Genomic DNA, 18083 nt, shown 5'->3' with positions numbered 1-18083 from the left:
CGCACCTCCCCAATCCGGGCGCGCTCGTCCCATTGTGGCAACAGCCAAGTTGAATGGGAACACTCGACTTTTTACCTAGCCGCCTCGCGGCCACACTCGTCAGGCCATGTCCGGCTACTCGCCGAGGTTTTCCTTCAGGAGCGAGCGGTGCTCGACGGCGGCATCCGCGTGGAGGATGCGGCCGGCGTCAGTGAGTTCGAGGTACAGCGAGCGGCGATCGTCCGTGCAGGTCTGGCGGGAAACAAGTCCGGCCTTCTCTAGGCGGTCCACCACTTTGGAAACGGCGCTCTGCGTCATGGGAGTACGTTCGCCCAAGGCCTTCATGCGGCACTCGGCATCAGCACATTCGGCAACGAGGTCCAGGATTTCGAACTCATTCAGGCCGATGTGGAACCTCGCTTCGAGGGCGCGCTCAAGCGCCGACGCTGTGCGGAAATACGAGTTCTGGATGCCGCGCCATTGCTCAACCAGCTGGCGGTCTTGCGTTGTTGCCATGGCCCCATCCTAGTCGACAGGGCAATTAAAGTCCACGTCATAAGATTCCCAGTCATATTCCTTGTCATTGAATGACGCGTCATATAGATTGATGCCATGACTTCACCAAGCACACTCGCTAGATCTGCCGAACAGCTTCACGCAGCCGTCCGCTGGACCCGCGCCCAGTGGCTGCTCCTCATGGTGGTCTGCACGGTCTTGGCCTTGGACGGCCTCGATGTCTCCATGGTCGGGGTCGCACTCCCCTCCATCGGCCACGAACTACACCTCGGAACCGATTCGCTGCAGTGGATCGTCTCCGCCTACGTCCTCGGCTACGGGAGCCTCCTGCTCCTCGGTGGCCGGCTCGCGGACCTCCTGGGCCGGCGTCGGATATTCCTGATCGCACTGACAGTCTTCGCCGCGGCCTCGCTCTTGGGCGGCCTGGTGGATGATCCCACCCTCCTGATCGCAACACGCTTCGTCAAAGGACTGGCTGCGGCTTTCACGGCCCCCACCGGGTTCTCGATCATCACCACCAACTTCGCCGAAGGCCGCGAGCGCAACAAGGCCTTGTCCATTTTCACTACCTTCGGCGCCAGCGGATTCTCGCTCGGCCTCGTGGTGGGCGGACTCATGACCAGCCTGAGCTGGCGCTGGACCTTCCTGGTTTCGGTGCCCATCGCGGTGGCAGTCGTGTTGCTTGGCCTGCGGTTCATCCCCAGGGACAAGCCGTCCGCGCACAACAGCGGGCACGATATTTGGGGCGCCGTCACCCTCGCGCTGGGCATGCTCGGCCTCGTATACACATTGGTTTCAGCTCCGGAAAAGGGTTGGGGATCTGTGGCAACAATCGCCGGATTCGCCATCTCCGCAGCCGTGCTGGCAACCTTTGCCGTCATCGAGAACCGCGTCAAGCACCCGCTCATCCGCTTCGGCATCCTGCGCGAAGGCTGGGTGGCCCGCGCCAATTTGAGCGCTATCGGCCTCTTCGGGTCCTACTTGAGCTTCCAGTTCATCCTGACGATGTTCCTGCAGTCTGTGCTCGGCTGGTCTCCCCTGGGAATGGCGTTGGCCCTGCTCCCCACAGGCCTTCTGGTTGCGAGCAGCGCCCCGTTCGCGGACCGGTTCATCGACAAGTTCGGTGCGCCCAAGCTGATCCTCACCGGACTCACCGCCCTGGGGTTGGGGTACGTCTTATTCCTGCGGGTCGGTACCTCACCGAACTACGTGCTGGATATCCTGCCGTCGGTCATCCTCCTGGGCATCGGGTTCGCCTTGGCCTTCCCTTCCATCAACGTCCAGGCCACCGCCGGGATCCGGGATTCGGAGCAAGGACTGGCTGCCGGGCTTATCCAGACCAGCACGCAGGTGGGTGCCGCCTTGGTCCTCGCCGTCACAACCGCCATAGTGAGCGGCAGCCACGCTGACGGGTCCGCCGGCACGGTCAGCGCCGCGGCAATGCTCGATCAATACCGGCCCGGGCTGGTCCTGAGTGCGGCGGTGGCAATCGCCGCCCTGCTGGTGGCGGCGTCCCCGGCCCGTCGCCGTCGTACTCCCTAACCCTCGCCACCCCGGTAACCCTCGCCTCACCCCGGAGTTTGTGTACAGATCACGCCCTTATAGCGGCTTTTAGAGGGCATCATCTGTACACAAACGCCGAAGCAAGGTCCAATATCTTCATGGTCGGCTTCGCCAAGAAGTGGCAAACGGAACTGCGGATGACTTTTACGGGTCATCCGCAGTCCACGCCTGACTGGGTGCTCCGCCTCGCCGACGGGAACGACGCCGGCTATCACCTTCCCGGTTCGGCCGTCTGGGCCGTGCACGGGTCGATGTCCACGATTGTCGCCGGGATCCGCGTGCTCCTCATGCAGTCCTTGCATCCAGGCGCACTGGCGGGGGTATACGACCATTCGGGGTTCAAGCGGGATCCGCTCGGCCGGCTGGCCAACACGATTCGTTGGATATTCACGGTGACGTACGGCTCGATGGACGCTGCCCACACAGCCACCCACTTTGTGCGAAAGGTCCACGATTCCGTCAAGGGCAGCTACGTGGACACCAACGGTCTCACGCGGGACTACTGGGCGAATGATCCGGAGCTTCTTCGCTGGGTCCATGTGGCTTATGCGGATTCGTTCACGGCAGCGCATCGGATCTGGGGCGGATCGGTCCCCGGGGGTGCCGACGCGTACATCCGCGAATGGGCGCAGGCCGGTCGGCTTATGGGGGTCGAGGATCCGCCGTTGAGCCTCACCGATGTGTCGGCCGAGATGGACAAGTGGTTCGACTCCGGGCAGCTTCGCGCGGACCATCGGTTAAGGGAAACGGTCGAGTTCATCAGGAATCCGCCGCTGAAGCCGTCCTTGCTACCCGGTTACCGGATCTTGTTCGCAGCGGCCGTCGCCAGCCTCGAGCCGCGCTACCGCGAGTTGCTGGGGCTGGAGAAGGCCCATTTTGGCCCGGTCCCGCTGCCGTCAGTGTTCGCGGCCCGGGTGGTGCTGGCCTTCGTGCGTTTGTCTTTGGGCCGGGTCGGCCCGAGCGAACTAGCCGCCCGCGAGCGCCTGAAGCGCCTTGGTCTTGAAGCCTAACCCTGGAGTTTGTGTACAGATAACACCCTTAAAGGCGGCCCTTAAGGGGCAAGATCTGTACACAAACTCCAGGTGGAAGGGCTTAGATCAGCGCATCCGAGAGGTGGTTCGGGGTGCCGAAGCGGTGTGCCGTGATGCTGATCGCCTGTTCGTGCAGGAACGGCAGCATCTCGATGCGGCCAGCCGGAGTCACCGTGCCGTGGTAGATCGCGACGTCGGGACGGCCGTCGGTTGCCGCACTCAACTCGCGGCTGTCGCCACCGATGAGCCGGATGCGGCCGCCGCCGAGCCCGGCGGCATAAGCCAGCCATTCGGCGTCGGACTGGATGCGGGTGGTAACCCCCAGTCCCGCGAACGCGGCAACAACCGCTTCGGGGAGTTCGACGGCGGAAGACACCGTGAGTGCCGACCCCGCCACAGCCCCGGCTGCTACGACTCGAAGGAGGTCCACGAGTTTCTCCCCCTCGGAGAGGCGGATAGTGACCGGAATGGCGCGGTACCTGAAGACGTTGCGCTCGGCGGTCAAGCCCGAGACGTCCTTGCGCGTGCCGAATTCCGTGGCCCAAGCCGCGGCATCGCTGAAGAGGGCTTTCTGCAGTGTGTCGGCGTCGCGCGCCTCAACACCGGAGGCCTTGGCCGCCGCGAGGATTGATGCCGCACTCCCCTTGAGCGTGGCGCCGGGCTTGGCTCCGGGTTCGCCCGGCAGCCAGCTGCCCAAGCCGACCAGATAGTTGGGACCGCCGGCCTTGGTTCCGGCGCCAACGGCGGATTTCTTCCAGCCACCGAACGGCTGGCGCTGCACGATCGCGCCGGTGATGCCGCGGTTCACGTACAGGTTTCCGGCCTGGATGGTGTCCAACCAGACGCCCATCTCGGCGGACTCTAGCGAGTGCAGCCCGGCGGTGAGGCCGTATTCGATCTCGTTCTGGATGGCGATCGCTTCTTCCAGGGTTGCCGCCGTCATGACGCCCAGGACCGGACCGAAGAACTCGGTCAAGTGGAAGTATGAGCCACGCTTGACCCCGAAACGGATGCCCGGAGACCACAAGCGCCCGGTTTCGTCGAGTTTTTCGGGTTTCACTGCCCAGGTTTCGCCCTCGCCGAGCGTGGTCAGCGCGTTGAGGAGCTTACCGTTGGCCGGTTCGATGATCGGGCCCATTTGGGTGGTGGCCTGCTCGGGGTAGCCCACCTTGAGCGAGCGCGTCGCGTCGATCAGCTGGTTGTGGAAGCGCGCGGAGGTAGCCACTGAGCCCACCAGGATCACGAGCGATGCCGCGGAACATTTTTGACCGGCGTGCCCGAAGGCCGAGTTCACTACGTCCTTCGCGGCCAGGTCGAGGTCTGCGTGGGGCGTCACGATAATGGCGTTCTTGCCAGACGTTTCCGCGAGCGGCGGCAGGTCCTGCCGGAATGAACGGAACAATTCAGCGGTCTCGTAACCGCCCGTAAGGATCACGCGATCGACGCTCGGGTGCGACACCAACTGCGCCCCCAGCTCGCGTTCCTCCAACTGCACCAGGGCCAGCACCTCTCGAGGCACCCCGGCTTCCCACAGCGCCTCGACCATGACGGAGCCGGAGCGTCGGGCTTGCTTTGCCGGTTTGATCACGACGCCGGAACCCGCCGCGAGTGCCGCGAGCGTGGACCCCGCGGGAATCGCCACGGGGAAGTTCCACGGCGGAGTCACAACAGTGAGTTTGGCTGGGACGAACGTGGCGCCGTCGACCGTTTCCAGGTCCTTGGCGCGCTCGGCGTAGAAGTGGGCGAAGTCGATTGCTTCGCTGACTTCAGGGTCGCCTTGCTCAATGGTCTTGCCCGTCTCCGAAGCCATGACCTCGAGGAGTTCGGCCCGGCGGGATTCCAGGACATCCCCGGCGCGGTGCAGGATGGCGGCCCGCTCAGCGGCGGGCATGGCACCCCACTTTTCGCCGGCTTCGACAGTAACCGTGATGATGCGTTCGAGTTCCCGGGAGTCCTTGACTTTGCTGGCTTCCACGATGGCGTCGCCTGCCGTGGATCCGGGGACGCGGTCAAGGATAGCGCGGCCCCAGGCCCGGTTGGCGGGCAAAGCGGGGTCTGTGTCCGGGGTGTTCGCGAAGCGCTGGTTTGGGGCCGCTGCCGCCGGCTTGCTGCGATCCTGGGTGCGGTTAGGGGCCGGGACGGTGTGGTCCAACTGCGCGAGGGAGGCAAGGAAGCGCTGCTTTTCGCGTTCGAAGAGCGCTTCATTCTCACTGAGTTCGAAGACCGCGGACATGAAGTTGTCCTGGCTCGCGCCTTCTTCCAGACGGCGGATCAAGTAAGCGATTGCGACGTCGAACTCGCCCGGGTGCACAACCGGCGTGTACAGCAAAAGGCTGCCGACGTCCTTGCGGACGGCTGTCGCCTGGCCGGTGGCCATGCCGAGGAGCATCTCGAACTCGATGCCGTCCGTGACGTTGCGCTCCTTCGCGAGCAGCCACGCGAGCGCGACGTCGAAAAGGTTGTGGCCGGCGACGCCAATCCGGACGCCGTCGATGTGTTCCGGCGTCAAGGCGTAGTTGAGGACACGTTTGTAGTTGGTGTCCGAATCCTGCTTGGTTCCCCACGTCGCGAGCGGCCAGCCTTGGATGGAGGACTGGACATGTTCCATCGGAAGGTTGGCACCCTTGACGACGCGCACCTTGATGGGTGCGCCGCCGCTGGCCCGGCGGGCCGCGGCCCAAGCCTGCAGTTCCTGCATTGCGGACAAGGCGTCGGGAAGGTAGGCCTGAAGCACGATGCCGGCTTCCAGGTCCTTGAACTCCGGCTTGTCCAGGATCCGGGTGAACACAGCCATGGTGAGGCTGAGGTCCTTGTATTCCTCCATGTCCAGGTTGATGAACTTGGGCTTCGGGAACGAGGCGGCGAGCTCATAGAGCGGGGTGAGTTTCTCCACCACGTGCTCCACGGCCTCGTCGAATGCCCAGAGCGAGTGCGGCGCCACCGTGGAGGATTCCTTGATGGAGACGTAGTCGACGTCGTCACGCGCCAGGAGCTTCAGGGTCCCCTCGAGCCTGCGGTTGGCTTCGCGTTCGCCGAGGACGGCTTCGCCAAGGAGGTTCACGTTCAGGTGGACGCCGTTTTGCTTGATCTTGGCGATGGCCGGGCCGAGTTTGGCGTCCGTCGCATCCACGATCAAGTGGCCCACCATGTCACGGAGCACTTTCCGGGCGATCGGGATCACTACCCGCGGCAGCACCGGAGCCATGATCCCGCCGGTCCGCACAGCTGCGCGCATGTACCACGGCAGGAAGGCCGGGACCTTCGGCGCCAGCTTCGCGAGGTTCCGGGCGGCGACCGACAGGTCCTCGGGGCGGATGACGCCGTCGACGAATCCCACGGTGAAGTCCAGGCCGTTAGGGTCCTTCAGGACTCCGGCGAGTCGCTGGGCGGAAATGTCCACCGGCACTTTCGAGGCTTCGGTGAGCCAGTGGCGGACCAGGCGGATGGCTTCGTGGGCCAGTTCCTGGAGATGTTCGGAGTCCGGGGAGACTTTCGCGTCGATGCTTGAATCCCTGGTTGATGTACTCATGCGCTTCGTTCCTTTTGGTGCAGAGAGCTTTGCTTCCATCAGTATGGATCTAGAATCAGATTAGGAAAAGTGATCTTTCCTAAAGAATATTCATTAGAAAACTCGATCCTTCGGGAGGGCCGGAATGCTGGATGTCCGTAGGCTGCGGTTGCTGCACGAGTTGAAGATCAGGGGCACCCTCGCGGAGGTGGCAGACGCGATGAAGTACAGCCCATCCTCGGTCTCGCAGCAGCTCACTTTGCTGGAGAAGGAAGCCGGGGTGAAGCTCCTTCGCAAATCCGGGCGTCGGGTGCAGCTCACTCCCCAGGCCGAGATCCTCGCGGAGCACGCGGCCGCCTTGCTGGCGACGCTGGAGCGTGCAGAGACGGACCTGGCCGCGTCGCTGTCCACGGTGACAGGCACCGTCCGGCTGGCCGTTTTCCAAACCGCCGCACTGGCACTGATGCCGGACTTCCTCACCATCATGTCGATCGAGTATCCCGAGGTCCGCGTGGAAATGACCCAGCGAGAACCCGAGACAGCCCTATACGAAACGTGGGCACGCGATTTCGACATCGTGGTGGCAGAGCAATACCCCGGCCATGCGGCGCCGCACCACCCCGGACTCGACCGCGCCATCCTGGCCAAGGATCCCATCCGGCTAGCTGCTCCGCGCACTGATCTCGGCGGCAAACCGATCTCTTCCCTCGCAGATACAGCCTCGATGGCGTGGGTAATGGAACCACATGGCGCGGCGTCGAGGCACTGGGCCGAACAAGCCTGCCGCTCCGCCGGTTTCGAGCCTGATGTACGTTATGAAACCGCCGATCTCCAGGCCCAGATCCGCCTGATCTCGTCCGGCAATGCAGTCGGCCTCTTGCCGGACCTCGTCTGGGCCGGCGGTGTCGCGCCCGTACGCTTGCTGGACCTGCCCGGACTTCCAGAGCGGACCGTGTTCACGTCGACGCGCACCGCCGGCCGCATCCATCCGGCAATCCGTGCCTGCCGTGAAGTACTGGAACGGGTTGCTGCGGAGCGGATGTAGGGGTAGTTCGCAGAGCTTGGCCGGTGCTTGTTTCACATTCCATCGCTTCAAGCGCCGGCTTGAGAAGCGAGTCCCGGTCACGGGGAAAGATGTCCTATAACCCAAAGATGTACCCGGGAACGCAAAAGGCCCCGATCCGAGGACCGGGGCCAAAACGCGGAGAATGGGGGATTTGAACCCCCGAGGGCGTTAACCCAACACGCGTTCCAGGCGTGCGCCATAGGCCGCTAGGCGAATTCTCCATTGCTTCTGAATCAAAAGCAGACTCCACTGTACCCGAGATTTTCGGCATCGCCCAATCGACCGATCCATGACGTCAACCCGGACCTTCTTGGCCTTTAACGTAAAAATGGACGCCCCCAATGCGCCCATTCCTCCGGCACTCCGTTGAACTGCTGGGTCCAGCCCCGAAACCAGGCCCAGCGGCTCACAATCTTGAGATTGCCCCAATCGGTGTACATACCCATAGTCCGCTGGGATTTGCAGTTTGGCAATGGAGATCAAAAACCATCCTTTGACCTGTTTTTAAACAATCCGCTGACCTGTTTTTAGTGGCCACTGGCAGGATGGAACCATGAGCCAACTTCATGCTCTTGTGGTCTACGTTCCCGACTCTCACAGCGAGGCCCTGTTGGCCGCGATCGGCGATGCCGGGGCCGGGAAAATCGGTGACTATTCGCATTGCTCCTTCACCACAGTAGGCACGGGACGATTCACACCCCTACCCGGCGCACACCCTTTCCTCGGAACGACCGGTCAAGGTGAAACGGTGCCGGAGGTCAGGATTGAGTGCGTGGTCGAAGAGCGAATGCTCCACGCCGTCATTGGCGCGCTGCGGTCGAACCATCCCTACGAAGAACCGGCGTTCATGACCTGGCCCGTAAACGGCTGGCGCTAGTCCGCCGCCGGACATGTCCCCTGATTCGGAGGGCACCGTAACTTCGGGTAAGCTTGTCGTCGGCCCCTCATGTGGCGTCATCCTGTTGAACTCCCCCAGGACCGGAAGGTAGCAAGGGTAGATGGGCTCTGGCGGGTGCATGAGGGGTCTCTTATTTAAATGTCAGTCCCTATAGGTAGGTTTTTCCCTGTGACTGTTACTACTGCTCTTTACCGTAGGTATCGGCCCGATTCTTTCGCGGACGTTATCGGGCAGGAACATGTCACGGAGCCGCTCATGACGGCACTCCGCAAAAACCGCGTCAATCACGCCTACCTTTTTTCGGGGCCGCGCGGCTGCGGTAAGACCACTTCGGCCCGCATCCTCGCCCGCTGCCTCAACTGCGCGGAGGGTCCCACTGATACTCCCTGCGGAAAGTGCAACAGTTGCGTCGAGTTGGCCCGCGGAGGATCGGGTTCCCTGGATGTCATCGAGATCGACGCCGCCAGCCATGGAGGCGTGGATGATGCACGCGATCTCCGTGAGCGCGCCACGTTTGCTCCGGTCCGGGACCGCTACAAGATCTTCATCATCGACGAAGCCCACATGGTCACCTCGGCCGGCTTCAACGCCCTGCTGAAAATCGTCGAGGAACCGCCGGAACATATCAAGTTCATCTTCGCTACCACTGAGCCGGACAAGGTGATCGGGACCATCCGCTCCCGCACCCACCACTATCCCTTCCGCCTAGTACCTCCCGAGCCCCTCATGAAATACCTGGAACTCCTCTGCCAGCAGGAGAATGTTCCCGTTGCTCCCGGTGTCCTCTCACTTGTCATCCGCGCCGGAGGCGGCTCCGTTCGCGACTCGCTCTCCGTCCTGGACCAACTCATGGCGGGCGCCGGGCCGAACGGCCTCGATTACGAGCTCGCGGTCGCCCTGCTCGGGTACACGCACGCCTCGCTGCTTGACGACGTCGTGGAGGCAGTCGCCGCCGCGGATTCCGCCACCGTGTTCCGCGCCGTGGACCGCGTCATCCAGACCGGGCATGATCCCCGGCGCTTCGTGGAGGACCTCCTCGAGCGCTTCCGCGACCTCATTATCGTGCAGGCCATGCCGGAAAGCGCCCAGGCAATCCTTCGTGGCATGCCGGCGGACCAGATCGCGCGCATGCGCAGCCAGGCCAGCAACCTCGGGGCCGCCGAACTCTCCCGCGCCGCTGATGTCACCAACACGGCCCTCACCGAAATGACCGGCGCCACCTCGCCGCGGCTGCACCTTGAGCTTCTGTGCGCCCGGATCCTGCTGCCCAGTTCCGAGCAAACGGAGCGTGGCATCGCGGCCAGGATCGACCGCGTCGAACGCCGCCTCAACTACGGCGGGGCGCTCCCGGCAGCAGAGGCACCGCACGTTGCCGCCCTTCCGGCGGACCGGCCAGCAGAGCGTACGACGCCGGCAGCCGGCCCCGCGTCCACCGCACCTCCCGCGCGGGAACCCTCCGCCGTGGAGATTCCCGTTTCCAGCCCCCAACCGACTTCCGAAGCGCATGCCGTTTCCAGCCCCCAACCGACTTCCGAAGCGCATGCCGTTTCCAACGCACTGCCGGTTTCTGAAGTACAGCATGTCTCCGAAGCACAGCCCGCATCAGAGGCCGCGCCGACGTCGGGGACGCCGTCTGCCCCGGCTGCAGCTGTTCGGGATCAGCTGACCCCGCCGCGTGTCAGCACCAACGATTGGCCCAAGGAAGACACCGGCCAAGGCACCGGAGGAGTTCCGTCAGCGCCGCCAGCCCTCGGGCAGGAACACACCCAGACGCTCAGGGCACCTAACCCAGCACCAGCGCAACAACCCACAAGCACGCAGCATCCAGCGCCGACTCAGGAACCAGCACCTGCCCAAGAACCGGCACCTGCGCAACGGCAGGCGCCGGTCCAGCAGCCTGCACCCGTGCAGGCACCCGCGGCGTCCGGTGCCGGCGGCGACGTCGAGGTTGTTCGCCGCGCTTGGCCGGAGATCCTCCAGACGCTGACCAAGATCAAGCGCAGCACGTGGGCCTTGGTCGGAGCCAATGCGCAGGTTGCCCAATTCGATGGCCACCAGCTGACTCTGGCCTTCAGTACCGGTGGCCTTGCCAGCGCATTCAGTCGCGCGGACCATGCCGAGAACCTTCGTCAAGCCATCCACAAGACAATCGGCATCGACTGCCAAATCACCTCGGTCGTCGGCGGCAACAGCTCAGGCAGCTCTGAACCAAACCCAAAAGCACCGGCTGAACCATCGCCCTCCGCCAGCGAGGGCGCGTCCCCGACTGTGTCGTCCGACGTCGACGCTGCTTGGGGTCTCGCCCCCGCCACCCAGGGCCTTGCCCCGGCAAGCCAAGTTTTCGCGCCCGCGGAACCGCACCCCGTTTCGGCGGCGCAAGGCCACTCCGGCCCTGCGGCATCAGCCGAGTCGGCCACACAGAGCCGCCAAGGCTCCGCGCCAACAGCCGAGCCGGCACACCAGGCACAGCCTTCGCGGGCCGCGGCCCCAGGGACGCCCCGCCCGGACAATACGCTGCAGCAGGACAACGCTGAGCAGCCGAACACCGTTGGACAGCAAGACACCGCAGCGCAACCGGACACCGCCCAGCAGCGGAACACCGCCCAGCAGCGGAACAGTCCATCGCCGGCTACGCCTTACTTCGATGCATCCAGGGATTCTGTCGGTAGCCCGCTCCCGGAGGCAACTCCGGGTGTCGCGGACGCAACGTCCACCGAGCAGTCTCCTGCGTACACCGCGCCAGCGAACGCACCCGTGCCGGAGCACGAGGCCTCTGCAGTTCCGCCGGCGAGCGCAGGAGTGTCGACACCGGCTTCTTCCCAAGGCCCGGCCTCAGCAACCAGCCCGGATTACTCCTACTCGGACGACGATTGGGGTCCTCCCCGCGACGAAGACGCCCCGCCGCTCGACGAGGAACCGCCCATGGATTGGGTGCCTCCGGCCGCATCCAGCTACGCCACACCGGCGCCTTCCGGCCTGCAAGCGACCAGCTACTCCGCTGCCCCCGCGACTTCGGACCGCGGCGCCATGCCAGGTGCCACCGAACCGTCCGCGTCGTCCGTTCCACAGTCCCGGGACGGGTCCGAATCGAAGAAAGCCGATACTTCGGACGATCCTTGGTCCAGGGCAGTCGAGCATGCTCCCGGGTCGTGGGTTGTGGGCACCGAATCGAATGTAGGCACTTTGGCGTCCGGGACATCCGCCGGCTCCGCCAACCAAGGCTCCATTGCACCCTCTGCGTCGAGCCCTGCGTATGAACCGGCCGCGGCACAGATTCCAAGCCAACCATCGCCCGCACCGGCGCAAGCGCCCGCCCAAGCCCCCGTCCCCGCCCAAGCTCCGGTCCCCGCCCAAGCTCCCGTCCCCGCCCAAGCTCCCGTCCCCGCCCAAGCTCCCGCAGTAGTAAAGTCGGCTGCCCCCACGGGCGTGAAACAGAGCCTCTACCAGCGGCTATCGAACAGCCCCGAGGCCCTGGCCGGTCGTGAAAAAGCACCCGCACGGATGGCAGCCGCCGCCAGCACCATGGTGGAAGACATCCCGAGCGCCGACGACGAAACCATCGAGGAATCGGGCGTGTTTGGGCGCGCCGCCGTCGAGCGTATTCTGGGCGGAAAGCTACTGGAAGAACGGTCCTTGGACGGCACTCCCCTGATGCGCCGCTAGGCTCACGGCTCCCCCAGCGCCCAGAACCAAATCAGCCAGTACCAAGTCGGCCAGTACCAAGTCGGCCAGTACCAAGTCAGCCAGTACCAACCCAGCAAGCAGCACCCGTTACAACCCAGACGGCCCTCATCGAGGTGCCACCACTCCGCGACGCCAAGCGAACAGGGCGAGCGTCGAAACAGAACAAGCGAGGACGAAGTGTACGAAGGCGCAGTACAAGAGCTGATCGACGAGCTCGGCCGGCTTCCCGGCGTCGGGCCCAAGTCGGCCCAGCGGCTTGCCTTCCACATCCTCGAGGCCGATCCCGAGGACATGAAGCGGCTGGTCGCGGCCATCACCACGGTCAAGGAGCGCGTGAAATTCTGCACCGTGTGCGGAAACGTCACCGAGCAGGAACTGTGCAACATCTGCCGCGACCCGCGCCGCGACCCGTCCGTGATCTGCGTCGTCGAGGAATCCAAGGACGTTCTGGCGGTTGAGCGCACGCGGTCATTCCGCGGCCGGTATCACGTCTTGGGCGGCGCCATCAATCCCATCGCGGGGGTCGGTCCGGAGCAATTGCGCATCCGCGAACTCCTCACGCGGCTCAACGACGGCGCCATCCAGGAAATCATCATCGCCACGGACCCCAACCTTGAAGGCGAAGCGACGGCGACTTACCTTGCCCGCATGCTGAAGACGATCGGAGTCTCCGTCACAAGGCTGGCCTCCGGCCTTCCCGTCGGCGGGGACCTTGAATACGCGGATGAAGTCACGCTGGGCAGGGCCTTCGAGGGTCGCCGCAACGCGCTGTAGCCAACGCGCCGCCTGGCCAGCGCCGCCGCCAACCCGGCGACCAACGCGCCGCCTGGCCAGCGCCGCCGCCAACGCGGCGACCAACCCGCCCTACGCGATCCGCGTGCCCCTCGCCAATCCGCGTGCCGGAGTTCGCAGTGCCCGCCAACCGAGCCACATCAGCAGACCCGTCAGGACCACCTGCAGGGTGAGCCCCAACGGCCACAGTGGCGTGGTCTGCCTGAGGTATTGGGGCTGGACCATCCCGTTCGCGCATTGGTAACTGTGTTCCGGCCCCGCGAGTGCGGTCCTGGCGGACTGACTGATGCCTTCGATCAGTCCCGCCGAATAATATGCCGTTCCGCTGCGGTCCGGGTACGGTATGGCGTCGGCCACCACTACATAAGGGTTCAACGCCAGCATCCAGGCCACTCGTTCGGTCCGGAAGGCGCGTTGCTCAACCAGCGGACCCTCGCACGTAAAGCCCGGTTCAACAGGGGTAACCGGAACAGCCGGGCCGGAGCCATCAGGGGTTAGCGGCGCGTACGGAACCGAGTGTGAGACTGGCGAATTGGCCAGCACGGTGCCCTGGGCGAGTTGAGACCCCAGCGCGAACGAAATCAACGATCCGACCACCAGCGCCGCAACAACCAGGTACGTCACCACGATCGAGAACAGGGGCCTTCCCGCGAGCGCCGATATTCCGACGCCGAGCCCGCAAATTACGGCCAACTCCACTGCGAGCATCAGCAGGGAAACCAGCACATGTCCGGGAGTCAGCCCGCCTTGGAGCATGCCGAATATCAGGAACGGTGCGCTTGTCCCCAGGAAGGCGAGCGCAGCCAGCCATCCAGCGCAGAACTTGCCCCAGAGGATCTGGCCTGGTGTCAGCAAAGTGATCTGCAGGATGGCTAGGGTGCCTCCGGCGCGGTCTCCGTTGATGGCGTTCGCGGACAGCGCGGGAGCCACCAATAGTCCGAACAGCAACACAAAGGCGAGCACCACTTCGAAAACCATGGACCCGGCCGCGTCTTGCGCCGGTTCCCCGATGGAGCGACGGGATTCCATGCTGGCGTTCCAAGCGAGCCACGTCAGCCAGGTCACGATGGCGATCACCACGAACCAGATGCCCAGCATGATGTACCAGCCGCGGGAACGCAGCCGTTGCTTCATTTCGAGGACCACGACGTCGCGGATCCCGCCAAGATAGCCGACGACGGCGTTCCCGCCGCCCGCCGTTCCCTGCGGTCGTGCGGGGCCCGGCGTGGCTTCGGTGAGGTAGCTCATCGCTGCTCCGTTTCAAGGTTCATGTAGGTTTCTTCGAGGGCGCCGGTGGCCGGTGCGAACGAGACGACACTGATGCCTGAGGTGACGAGTTCGCTGAGGAGCGCGGCAGCACCGGCGTCGTGCGTTAACAGCAGGGTGACCGCCTGGCGGCGCCCTGCCTCCACCCTGAATTCCACGCCGAGTTCGCGGAGTTTCGCCATGAGGGCCTCGCTGTCCAGTGCCGTGACGGCGTACCGCCGGCCTGCGAGCGCTGCTTCCTCGATGGTCTGTTGTTTTACGGTGCGGCCTTGGTTGACGAACACAGCGCAGTCGGCGATTTCGTCGAGTTCACTGAGGACGTGGGAGGAGACCACCACGGCTTTGCCTTCGCCGGCGAGGCTCCTCAGCAGCTTGCGAAGTTCGATCCGGGATCCGGGATCGAGCCCTGAGGCCGGTTCGTCCAGCAGGAGCACGGACGGGTCGTGGACGAGGGCACGGGCCAGGCTGAGCCGCTGTTGTTGCCCCCTGGAAACTACGCGCGCTGGTTGATCGGCCAGGGTATCGAGCCGGACGAGTTGGAGGAGGTCCACGACGCGTTGCGGAATCCGGGCGGCAGGCAGCCGGTAGAAGCGCGCCATCTGGACCAGGATTTCGCGGGCCGTCAGTGATTCCCACACTCCGAGGGTGTCCGGCATCCAGCCAATCCGAAGCCGGACCGCGGCCCTGTCCTCGGCTGGATCGAGGCCGTCGATCGTGATGGTTCCGCTGTCTGGCTTCAGGAGGGAAGCGAGCATGAGGAGGAGCGTGGTCTTTCCAGCTCCGTTGGGTCCGATGAGCGCCGTCACCTTCCCTGCGGGCGCCCGGAAATCAACGTGCTCGACGGCGTGGACCGCACCGAAGTGGCGCGAGACACCTTCCGCGGATACGCCGAGGGCGCCGTCCAAGGCCCCTGAATTCGGAGTGTTCGAAGTTGCAGCTATGGACATGTCCTACCCACCTGTTTCCCCCAAAGAACAAGCAACGCCTGGGAGCAGAGCCGCCCCAAGCTGTGTATTTCCTGATAGTACGCCACATGGAACGGGCGGGCGTCCCCCGCGAGGGCCGCTATATGGTCACAATTCCACGGCCCGCCGCGCCCGGCGATAAACTGGCCCAATAAGCCACGTCGTCGTGCCGTTTTCCGGCCACGCAACGTACGATTCCCAATGATGCAGTGAGGGTGCGCGCATGAGTTTGCCCACTACCGATGTGAAAACCGAAGACCTGACCGCGCCGACTGCCAAGACCACGCAGCTGATCGTTCAGAAGTTCGGTGGTTCCTCGGTGTCCGACGCCGAAGGCGTCAAGCGTGTTGCCCGCCGGGTGGTGGACGCGCAGAAAGCCGGCAACGAGGTTGTCGTCGTGGTTTCAGCCATGGGCGACACCACGGACGAACTCCTGGACCTCGCAGCCCAGGTGACCGATTCCGCTCCTGCCCGTGAGATGGACATGCTCCTCTCGGCGGGCGAGCGTATTTCCATGGCCTTGCTCGCCATGGCCATCAACAAGTTCGGCGCTTCCGCCCAGTCGTTCACGGGCTCGCAGGCCGGCATGATCACCGACGGCATCCACGGCAAGGCGCGCATTATCGACGTCGATCCGCACCGCATCCGGACGGCGCTGGACAAGGGACACATCGCCATCGTCGCCGGTTTCCAGGGCATGAGCCACGCCACCAAGGAAATCACCACGCTCGGCCGCGGCGGTTCGGACACCACGGCTGTAGCTTTGGCCGCGGCGCTGGACGCCGATGTGTGCGAGATCTACACGGACGTTGACGGTATCTTCACCGCCGACCCGCGGGTTGTTCCGACCGCCCAGAAGATCGACCGCATCTCCAGCGAGGAAATGCTGGAACTGGCGGCTTCGGGCGCGAAAATCCTGCACTTGCGCTGCGTGGAGTACGCCCGCCGCTTTGGTGTGCCCCTGCACGTACGCTCCTCATTCAGCCAGCACGAAGGCACCTGGGTCCTGCCCGGCGCCGATGACAAGATCACGATTCAAGAGGGAGTTGCCTTGGAGCAGCCAATCATCTCCGGCGTTGCGCACGACCGTTCCGAAGCCAAGGTCACGGTTGTCGGCGTTCCGGACATTCCCGGCAAGGCCGCCGCGATTTTCCAGGTCATCGCGAAGGCGCACTCAAACATCGACATGATCGTTCAGAACGTGTCCACCCACGGCACCGGCCGCACAGATATCTCCTTCACGCTCCCCATCGTGGAAGGTGCCGACGCCCTTGCTGCCCTCCGTGACGCCCAGCCTGAAATCGGCTTCGAAAGCATCGAATACAACGAGAACGTCGGCAAGCTGTCCCTGATCGGCGCGGGCATGCGTTCCCACCCGGGCGTCTCGGCCACGTTCTTCAAGGCCCTTTCCGACGCCGGGATCAACATCAACATGATCTCCACCTCGGAAATCCGCATCTCCGTGGTTACCCACGCGGACCTGCTGGATGACGCTGTCCGTGCCATCCACAAGGCTTTCGAGCTCGACGGCGATGCCGAGGCTACCGTCTACGGCGGCACCGGCCGCTAGCCGCGCCGCCGAGGTACGGCGTCGGGCGCCCAGGCGGGCACCCGACGCCGTGATCCCAGAGACCACATGCAAAGGACCGGGGCTCGCACTCCGGTCCTTTTGTGTTTCCTGCGACCGCCTAAGTCCCTTCCTTCCGGACTCCATAGTGGCGGCCCTCTTCATCGGATTCGACCACGAAGTGACCGAGGTCTTCCTCCGACGCGTGTTCGAAGTCGTCATGCTTGTGGATTACGGGCGCTTCTACGTCACCTTGGGTCGCCGGGCCGAACCAGAAGCGCAGTCGATCTGTCACCTTCATAAAGTTATCGAGTGCATGTCCCACAATTTCCACCTCCTTCCCCGCTGCCAAGCCCGGTCGTGTGGCCGGACCTGTGTGGTTCAGTGAGGTAATTTTACGCCCGCAAGGCCGAAATGGCCCGGGAAAGAGGCTAACGAAGGGACTGGTCGTTCGGGTCCTTCGGGACTACGTAGGTGCTGCCGTCGGCGCGGCGGATGGTTTCCCATTGCTGCGCTTCGGCCTGGCGGTGCGCGAGGAGCCGGCGGTTTTCCTCGGTCATTTCGTGGTCCAAGGAGCTGCTGTGGGCCGGTCCGAAAATAATCCGCAGCCTACCGGTTGCCCGCATGAATTTCTGGGTCATGGTCTCTTTGGCCACCTGGTCCGCCCTCTCTCAAAAGGATCTCGTCAATTAAGAGTACACTAACAATTAGTGCACTAACTATCGGTGGGTTCAACCTGCCCGACAAGCCCGGAATGGAGGAAGCCATGGCCGATGTTGATGACGACCTGCTGCTCGAGCGCCAGTTGTGCTTCGCGCTGACGGTCGCTTCGCGAAGCGTCGTTGGGGTCTACAAGCCTGTACTGGAAAAGATGGGGCTGACCCATCCGCAGTACCTGGTCATGCTGGCCCTTTGGGAACGCAGCCCGCGGACCCTCAAGGACATCAGCGATGCCCTCCTGCACGAACCGGCCACCCTTTCGCCGCTCTTGAAGCGGCTCGAGGAGGCCGGCTTCATCACGCGCAAACGCATCCACGGAAACGAGCGCGCCCTCGCCATCACCCTCACGGAAGCCGGTGCCGCCCTCCGGCGGCAGGCCACCGCCGTTCCCGGGACCATCATGGAGCGGCTCCACCTCACCCGGGACGAGGTGGCCGAACTCCACCGGGCGATGACCGGCCTCATCGCGGCGACCCAAGGCGCCGGCGCGGGCGCCGGCAAGGACGCAGCCAGCCAAGGGCGATAAAC

14 protein-coding genes, 1 tRNA gene and 1 other RNA gene are annotated in these 18083 nt (G+C 64.2%); 9 read left to right on the top strand and 7 right to left on the bottom strand.

Annotated elements, in window-relative coordinates; all coding sequences use genetic code 11:
• Positions 1–114: 114 nt before the first annotated feature.
• Positions 115–495 (bottom strand): MarR family winged helix-turn-helix transcriptional regulator, encoded by a 381-nt coding sequence (locus ABCW42_RS01840; RefSeq protein WP_133205714.1) that lies wholly within the window; start codon positions 493–495, stop codon positions 115–117.
• A 96-nt stretch (positions 496–591) separates the two neighbouring features.
• Here ABCW42_RS01840 and ABCW42_RS01835 point away from each other — a divergent pair, with 96 nt between their 5' ends.
• Both ABCW42_RS01835 and ABCW42_RS01830 read left to right on the top strand, forming a co-directional pair.
• On the top strand, positions 592–2037 hold the full coding sequence (locus ABCW42_RS01835) for an MFS transporter (protein WP_423183259.1): 1446 nt from the start codon (positions 592–594) through the stop codon (positions 2035–2037).
• Between the two features lie 119 nt (positions 2038–2156).
• Positions 2157–3068, top strand: coding sequence for an oxygenase MpaB family protein (locus ABCW42_RS01830; protein ID WP_423183258.1), 912 nt, complete (start codon positions 2157–2159; stop codon positions 3066–3068).
• Positions 3069–3150: 82 nt separating this feature from the next.
• Here ABCW42_RS01830 and ABCW42_RS01825 read toward each other — a convergent pair whose 3' ends face one another.
• Entirely contained in the window at positions 3151–6618 is a 3468-nt protein-coding gene (locus ABCW42_RS01825) for a proline dehydrogenase family protein (protein ID WP_423183257.1), read from the bottom strand.
• A 124-nt stretch (positions 6619–6742) separates the two neighbouring features.
• On the opposite strand from ABCW42_RS01825, the gene ABCW42_RS01820 reads away from it, so the two are divergent.
• Positions 6743–7642, top strand: a complete 900-nt coding sequence (locus tag ABCW42_RS01820) for a LysR family transcriptional regulator (RefSeq protein ID WP_423183256.1) — start codon at positions 6743–6745, stop codon at positions 7640–7642.
• 157 nt (positions 7643–7799) lie between these two features.
• On the opposite strand, the gene ABCW42_RS01815 is transcribed toward ABCW42_RS01820, so the two are convergent.
• Positions 7800–7884, bottom strand: a tRNA-Ser gene (locus tag ABCW42_RS01815).
• A gap of 332 nt (positions 7885–8216) precedes the next feature.
• On the opposite strand from ABCW42_RS01815, the gene ABCW42_RS01810 reads away from it, so the two are divergent.
• The 4 genes from ABCW42_RS01810 (at position 8217) to recR (ending at position 13019) form a co-directional block, all read left to right on the top strand.
• On the top strand, positions 8217–8540 hold the full coding sequence (locus ABCW42_RS01810) for a hypothetical protein (RefSeq protein WP_423183255.1): 324 nt from the start codon (positions 8217–8219) through the stop codon (positions 8538–8540).
• 58 nt (positions 8541–8598) lie between these two features.
• Positions 8599–8695, top strand: an RNA gene (gene ffs / locus ABCW42_RS01805) — signal recognition particle sRNA small type.
• A 4-nt stretch (positions 8696–8699) separates the two neighbouring features.
• On the top strand, positions 8700–12224 hold the full coding sequence (locus tag ABCW42_RS01800; RefSeq protein WP_423183254.1) for a DNA polymerase III subunit gamma and tau: 3525 nt from the start codon (positions 8700–8702) through the stop codon (positions 12222–12224).
• A 198-nt stretch (positions 12225–12422) separates the two neighbouring features.
• Entirely contained in the window at positions 12423–13019 is a 597-nt protein-coding gene (recR, locus tag ABCW42_RS01795; protein ID WP_423183253.1) for a recombination mediator RecR, read from the top strand.
• A 90-nt stretch (positions 13020–13109) separates the two neighbouring features.
• Here recR and ABCW42_RS01790 read toward each other — a convergent pair whose 3' ends face one another.
• The gene (locus ABCW42_RS01790) at positions 13110–14285 is read right to left on the bottom strand and encodes an ABC transporter permease (protein ID WP_423183252.1); all 1176 of its coding nucleotides are present in this window, start codon (positions 14283–14285) and stop codon (positions 13110–13112) included.
• The gene (locus ABCW42_RS01785) at positions 14282–15250 is read right to left on the bottom strand and encodes an ABC transporter ATP-binding protein (protein ID WP_423183251.1); all 969 of its coding nucleotides are present in this window, start codon (positions 15248–15250) and stop codon (positions 14282–14284) included. Before ABCW42_RS01785 ends, ABCW42_RS01790 begins: the two co-directional genes overlap by 4 nt.
• 241 nt (positions 15251–15491) lie before the next feature.
• Between ABCW42_RS01785 and ABCW42_RS01780 the strand changes: the two genes are divergently transcribed.
• Positions 15492–16838 carry an aspartate kinase gene (locus tag ABCW42_RS01780; protein WP_423183250.1) on the top strand — a complete coding sequence of 449 codons (1347 nt, stop codon included), beginning with the start codon at positions 15492–15494 and terminating at the stop codon, positions 16836–16838.
• A gap of 118 nt (positions 16839–16956) precedes the next feature.
• Here ABCW42_RS01780 and ABCW42_RS01775 read toward each other — a convergent pair whose 3' ends face one another.
• On the bottom strand, positions 16957–17136 hold the full coding sequence (locus ABCW42_RS01775; protein WP_423183249.1) for a hypothetical protein: 180 nt from the start codon (positions 17134–17136) through the stop codon (positions 16957–16959).
• Between the two features lie 130 nt (positions 17137–17266).
• Positions 17267–17476: a hypothetical protein gene (locus ABCW42_RS01770; RefSeq protein ID WP_423183248.1), complete on the bottom strand. Its 210-nt coding sequence runs from the start codon at positions 17474–17476 to the stop codon at positions 17267–17269.
• 125 nt (positions 17477–17601) lie between these two features.
• On the opposite strand from ABCW42_RS01770, the gene ABCW42_RS01765 reads away from it, so the two are divergent.
• Positions 17602–18081 (top strand): MarR family winged helix-turn-helix transcriptional regulator, encoded by a 480-nt coding sequence (locus ABCW42_RS01765; RefSeq protein ID WP_423183247.1) that lies wholly within the window; start codon positions 17602–17604, stop codon positions 18079–18081.
• Positions 18082–18083 lie beyond the last annotated feature (2 nt).

The sequence above is a fragment of the Arthrobacter sp. NyZ413 genome, from assembly GCF_049390645.1.
Classification (GTDB): Bacteria; Actinomycetota; Actinomycetes; order Actinomycetales; family Micrococcaceae; genus Arthrobacter.
Note: the sequence above shows the minus strand (reverse complement) of the source record. Positions and strands in the feature narration are given on the sequence as shown.

Bases quoted from the DNA above. Each gene is read 5' to 3' on its own strand.
- ABCW42_RS01840 (WP_133205714.1), bottom strand. From the start codon at position 495: ATGGCAACAACGCAAGACCGCCAGCTGGTTGAGCAATGGCGCGGCATC.
- ABCW42_RS01835 (WP_423183259.1), top strand. From the start codon at position 592: ATGACTTCACCAAGCACACTCGCTAGATCTGCCGAACAGCTTCACGCA.
- ABCW42_RS01830 (WP_423183258.1), top strand. From the start codon at position 2,157: ATGGTCGGCTTCGCCAAGAAGTGGCAAACGGAACTGCGGATGACTTTT.
- ABCW42_RS01825 (WP_423183257.1), bottom strand. From the start codon at position 6,618: ATGAGTACATCAACCAGGGATTCAAGCATCGACGCGAAAGTCTCCCCG.
- ABCW42_RS01820 (WP_423183256.1), top strand. From the start codon at position 6,743: ATGCTGGATGTCCGTAGGCTGCGGTTGCTGCACGAGTTGAAGATCAGG.
- ABCW42_RS01810 (WP_423183255.1), top strand. From the start codon at position 8,217: ATGAGCCAACTTCATGCTCTTGTGGTCTACGTTCCCGACTCTCACAGC.
- ABCW42_RS01800 (WP_423183254.1), top strand. From the start codon at position 8,700: ATGTCAGTCCCTATAGGTAGGTTTTTCCCTGTGACTGTTACTACTGCT.
- ABCW42_RS01790 (WP_423183252.1), bottom strand. From the start codon at position 14,285: ATGAGCTACCTCACCGAAGCCACGCCGGGCCCCGCACGACCGCAGGGA.
- ABCW42_RS01785 (WP_423183251.1), bottom strand. From the start codon at position 15,250: ATGTCCATAGCTGCAACTTCGAACACTCCGAATTCAGGGGCCTTGGAC.
- ABCW42_RS01780 (WP_423183250.1), top strand. From the start codon at position 15,492: ATGAGTTTGCCCACTACCGATGTGAAAACCGAAGACCTGACCGCGCCG.
- ABCW42_RS01775 (WP_423183249.1), bottom strand. From the start codon at position 17,136: ATGAAGGTGACAGATCGACTGCGCTTCTGGTTCGGCCCGGCGACCCAA.
- ABCW42_RS01770 (WP_423183248.1), bottom strand. From the start codon at position 17,476: ATGACCCAGAAATTCATGCGGGCAACCGGTAGGCTGCGGATTATTTTC.
- ABCW42_RS01765 (WP_423183247.1), top strand. From the start codon at position 17,602: ATGGCCGATGTTGATGACGACCTGCTGCTCGAGCGCCAGTTGTGCTTC.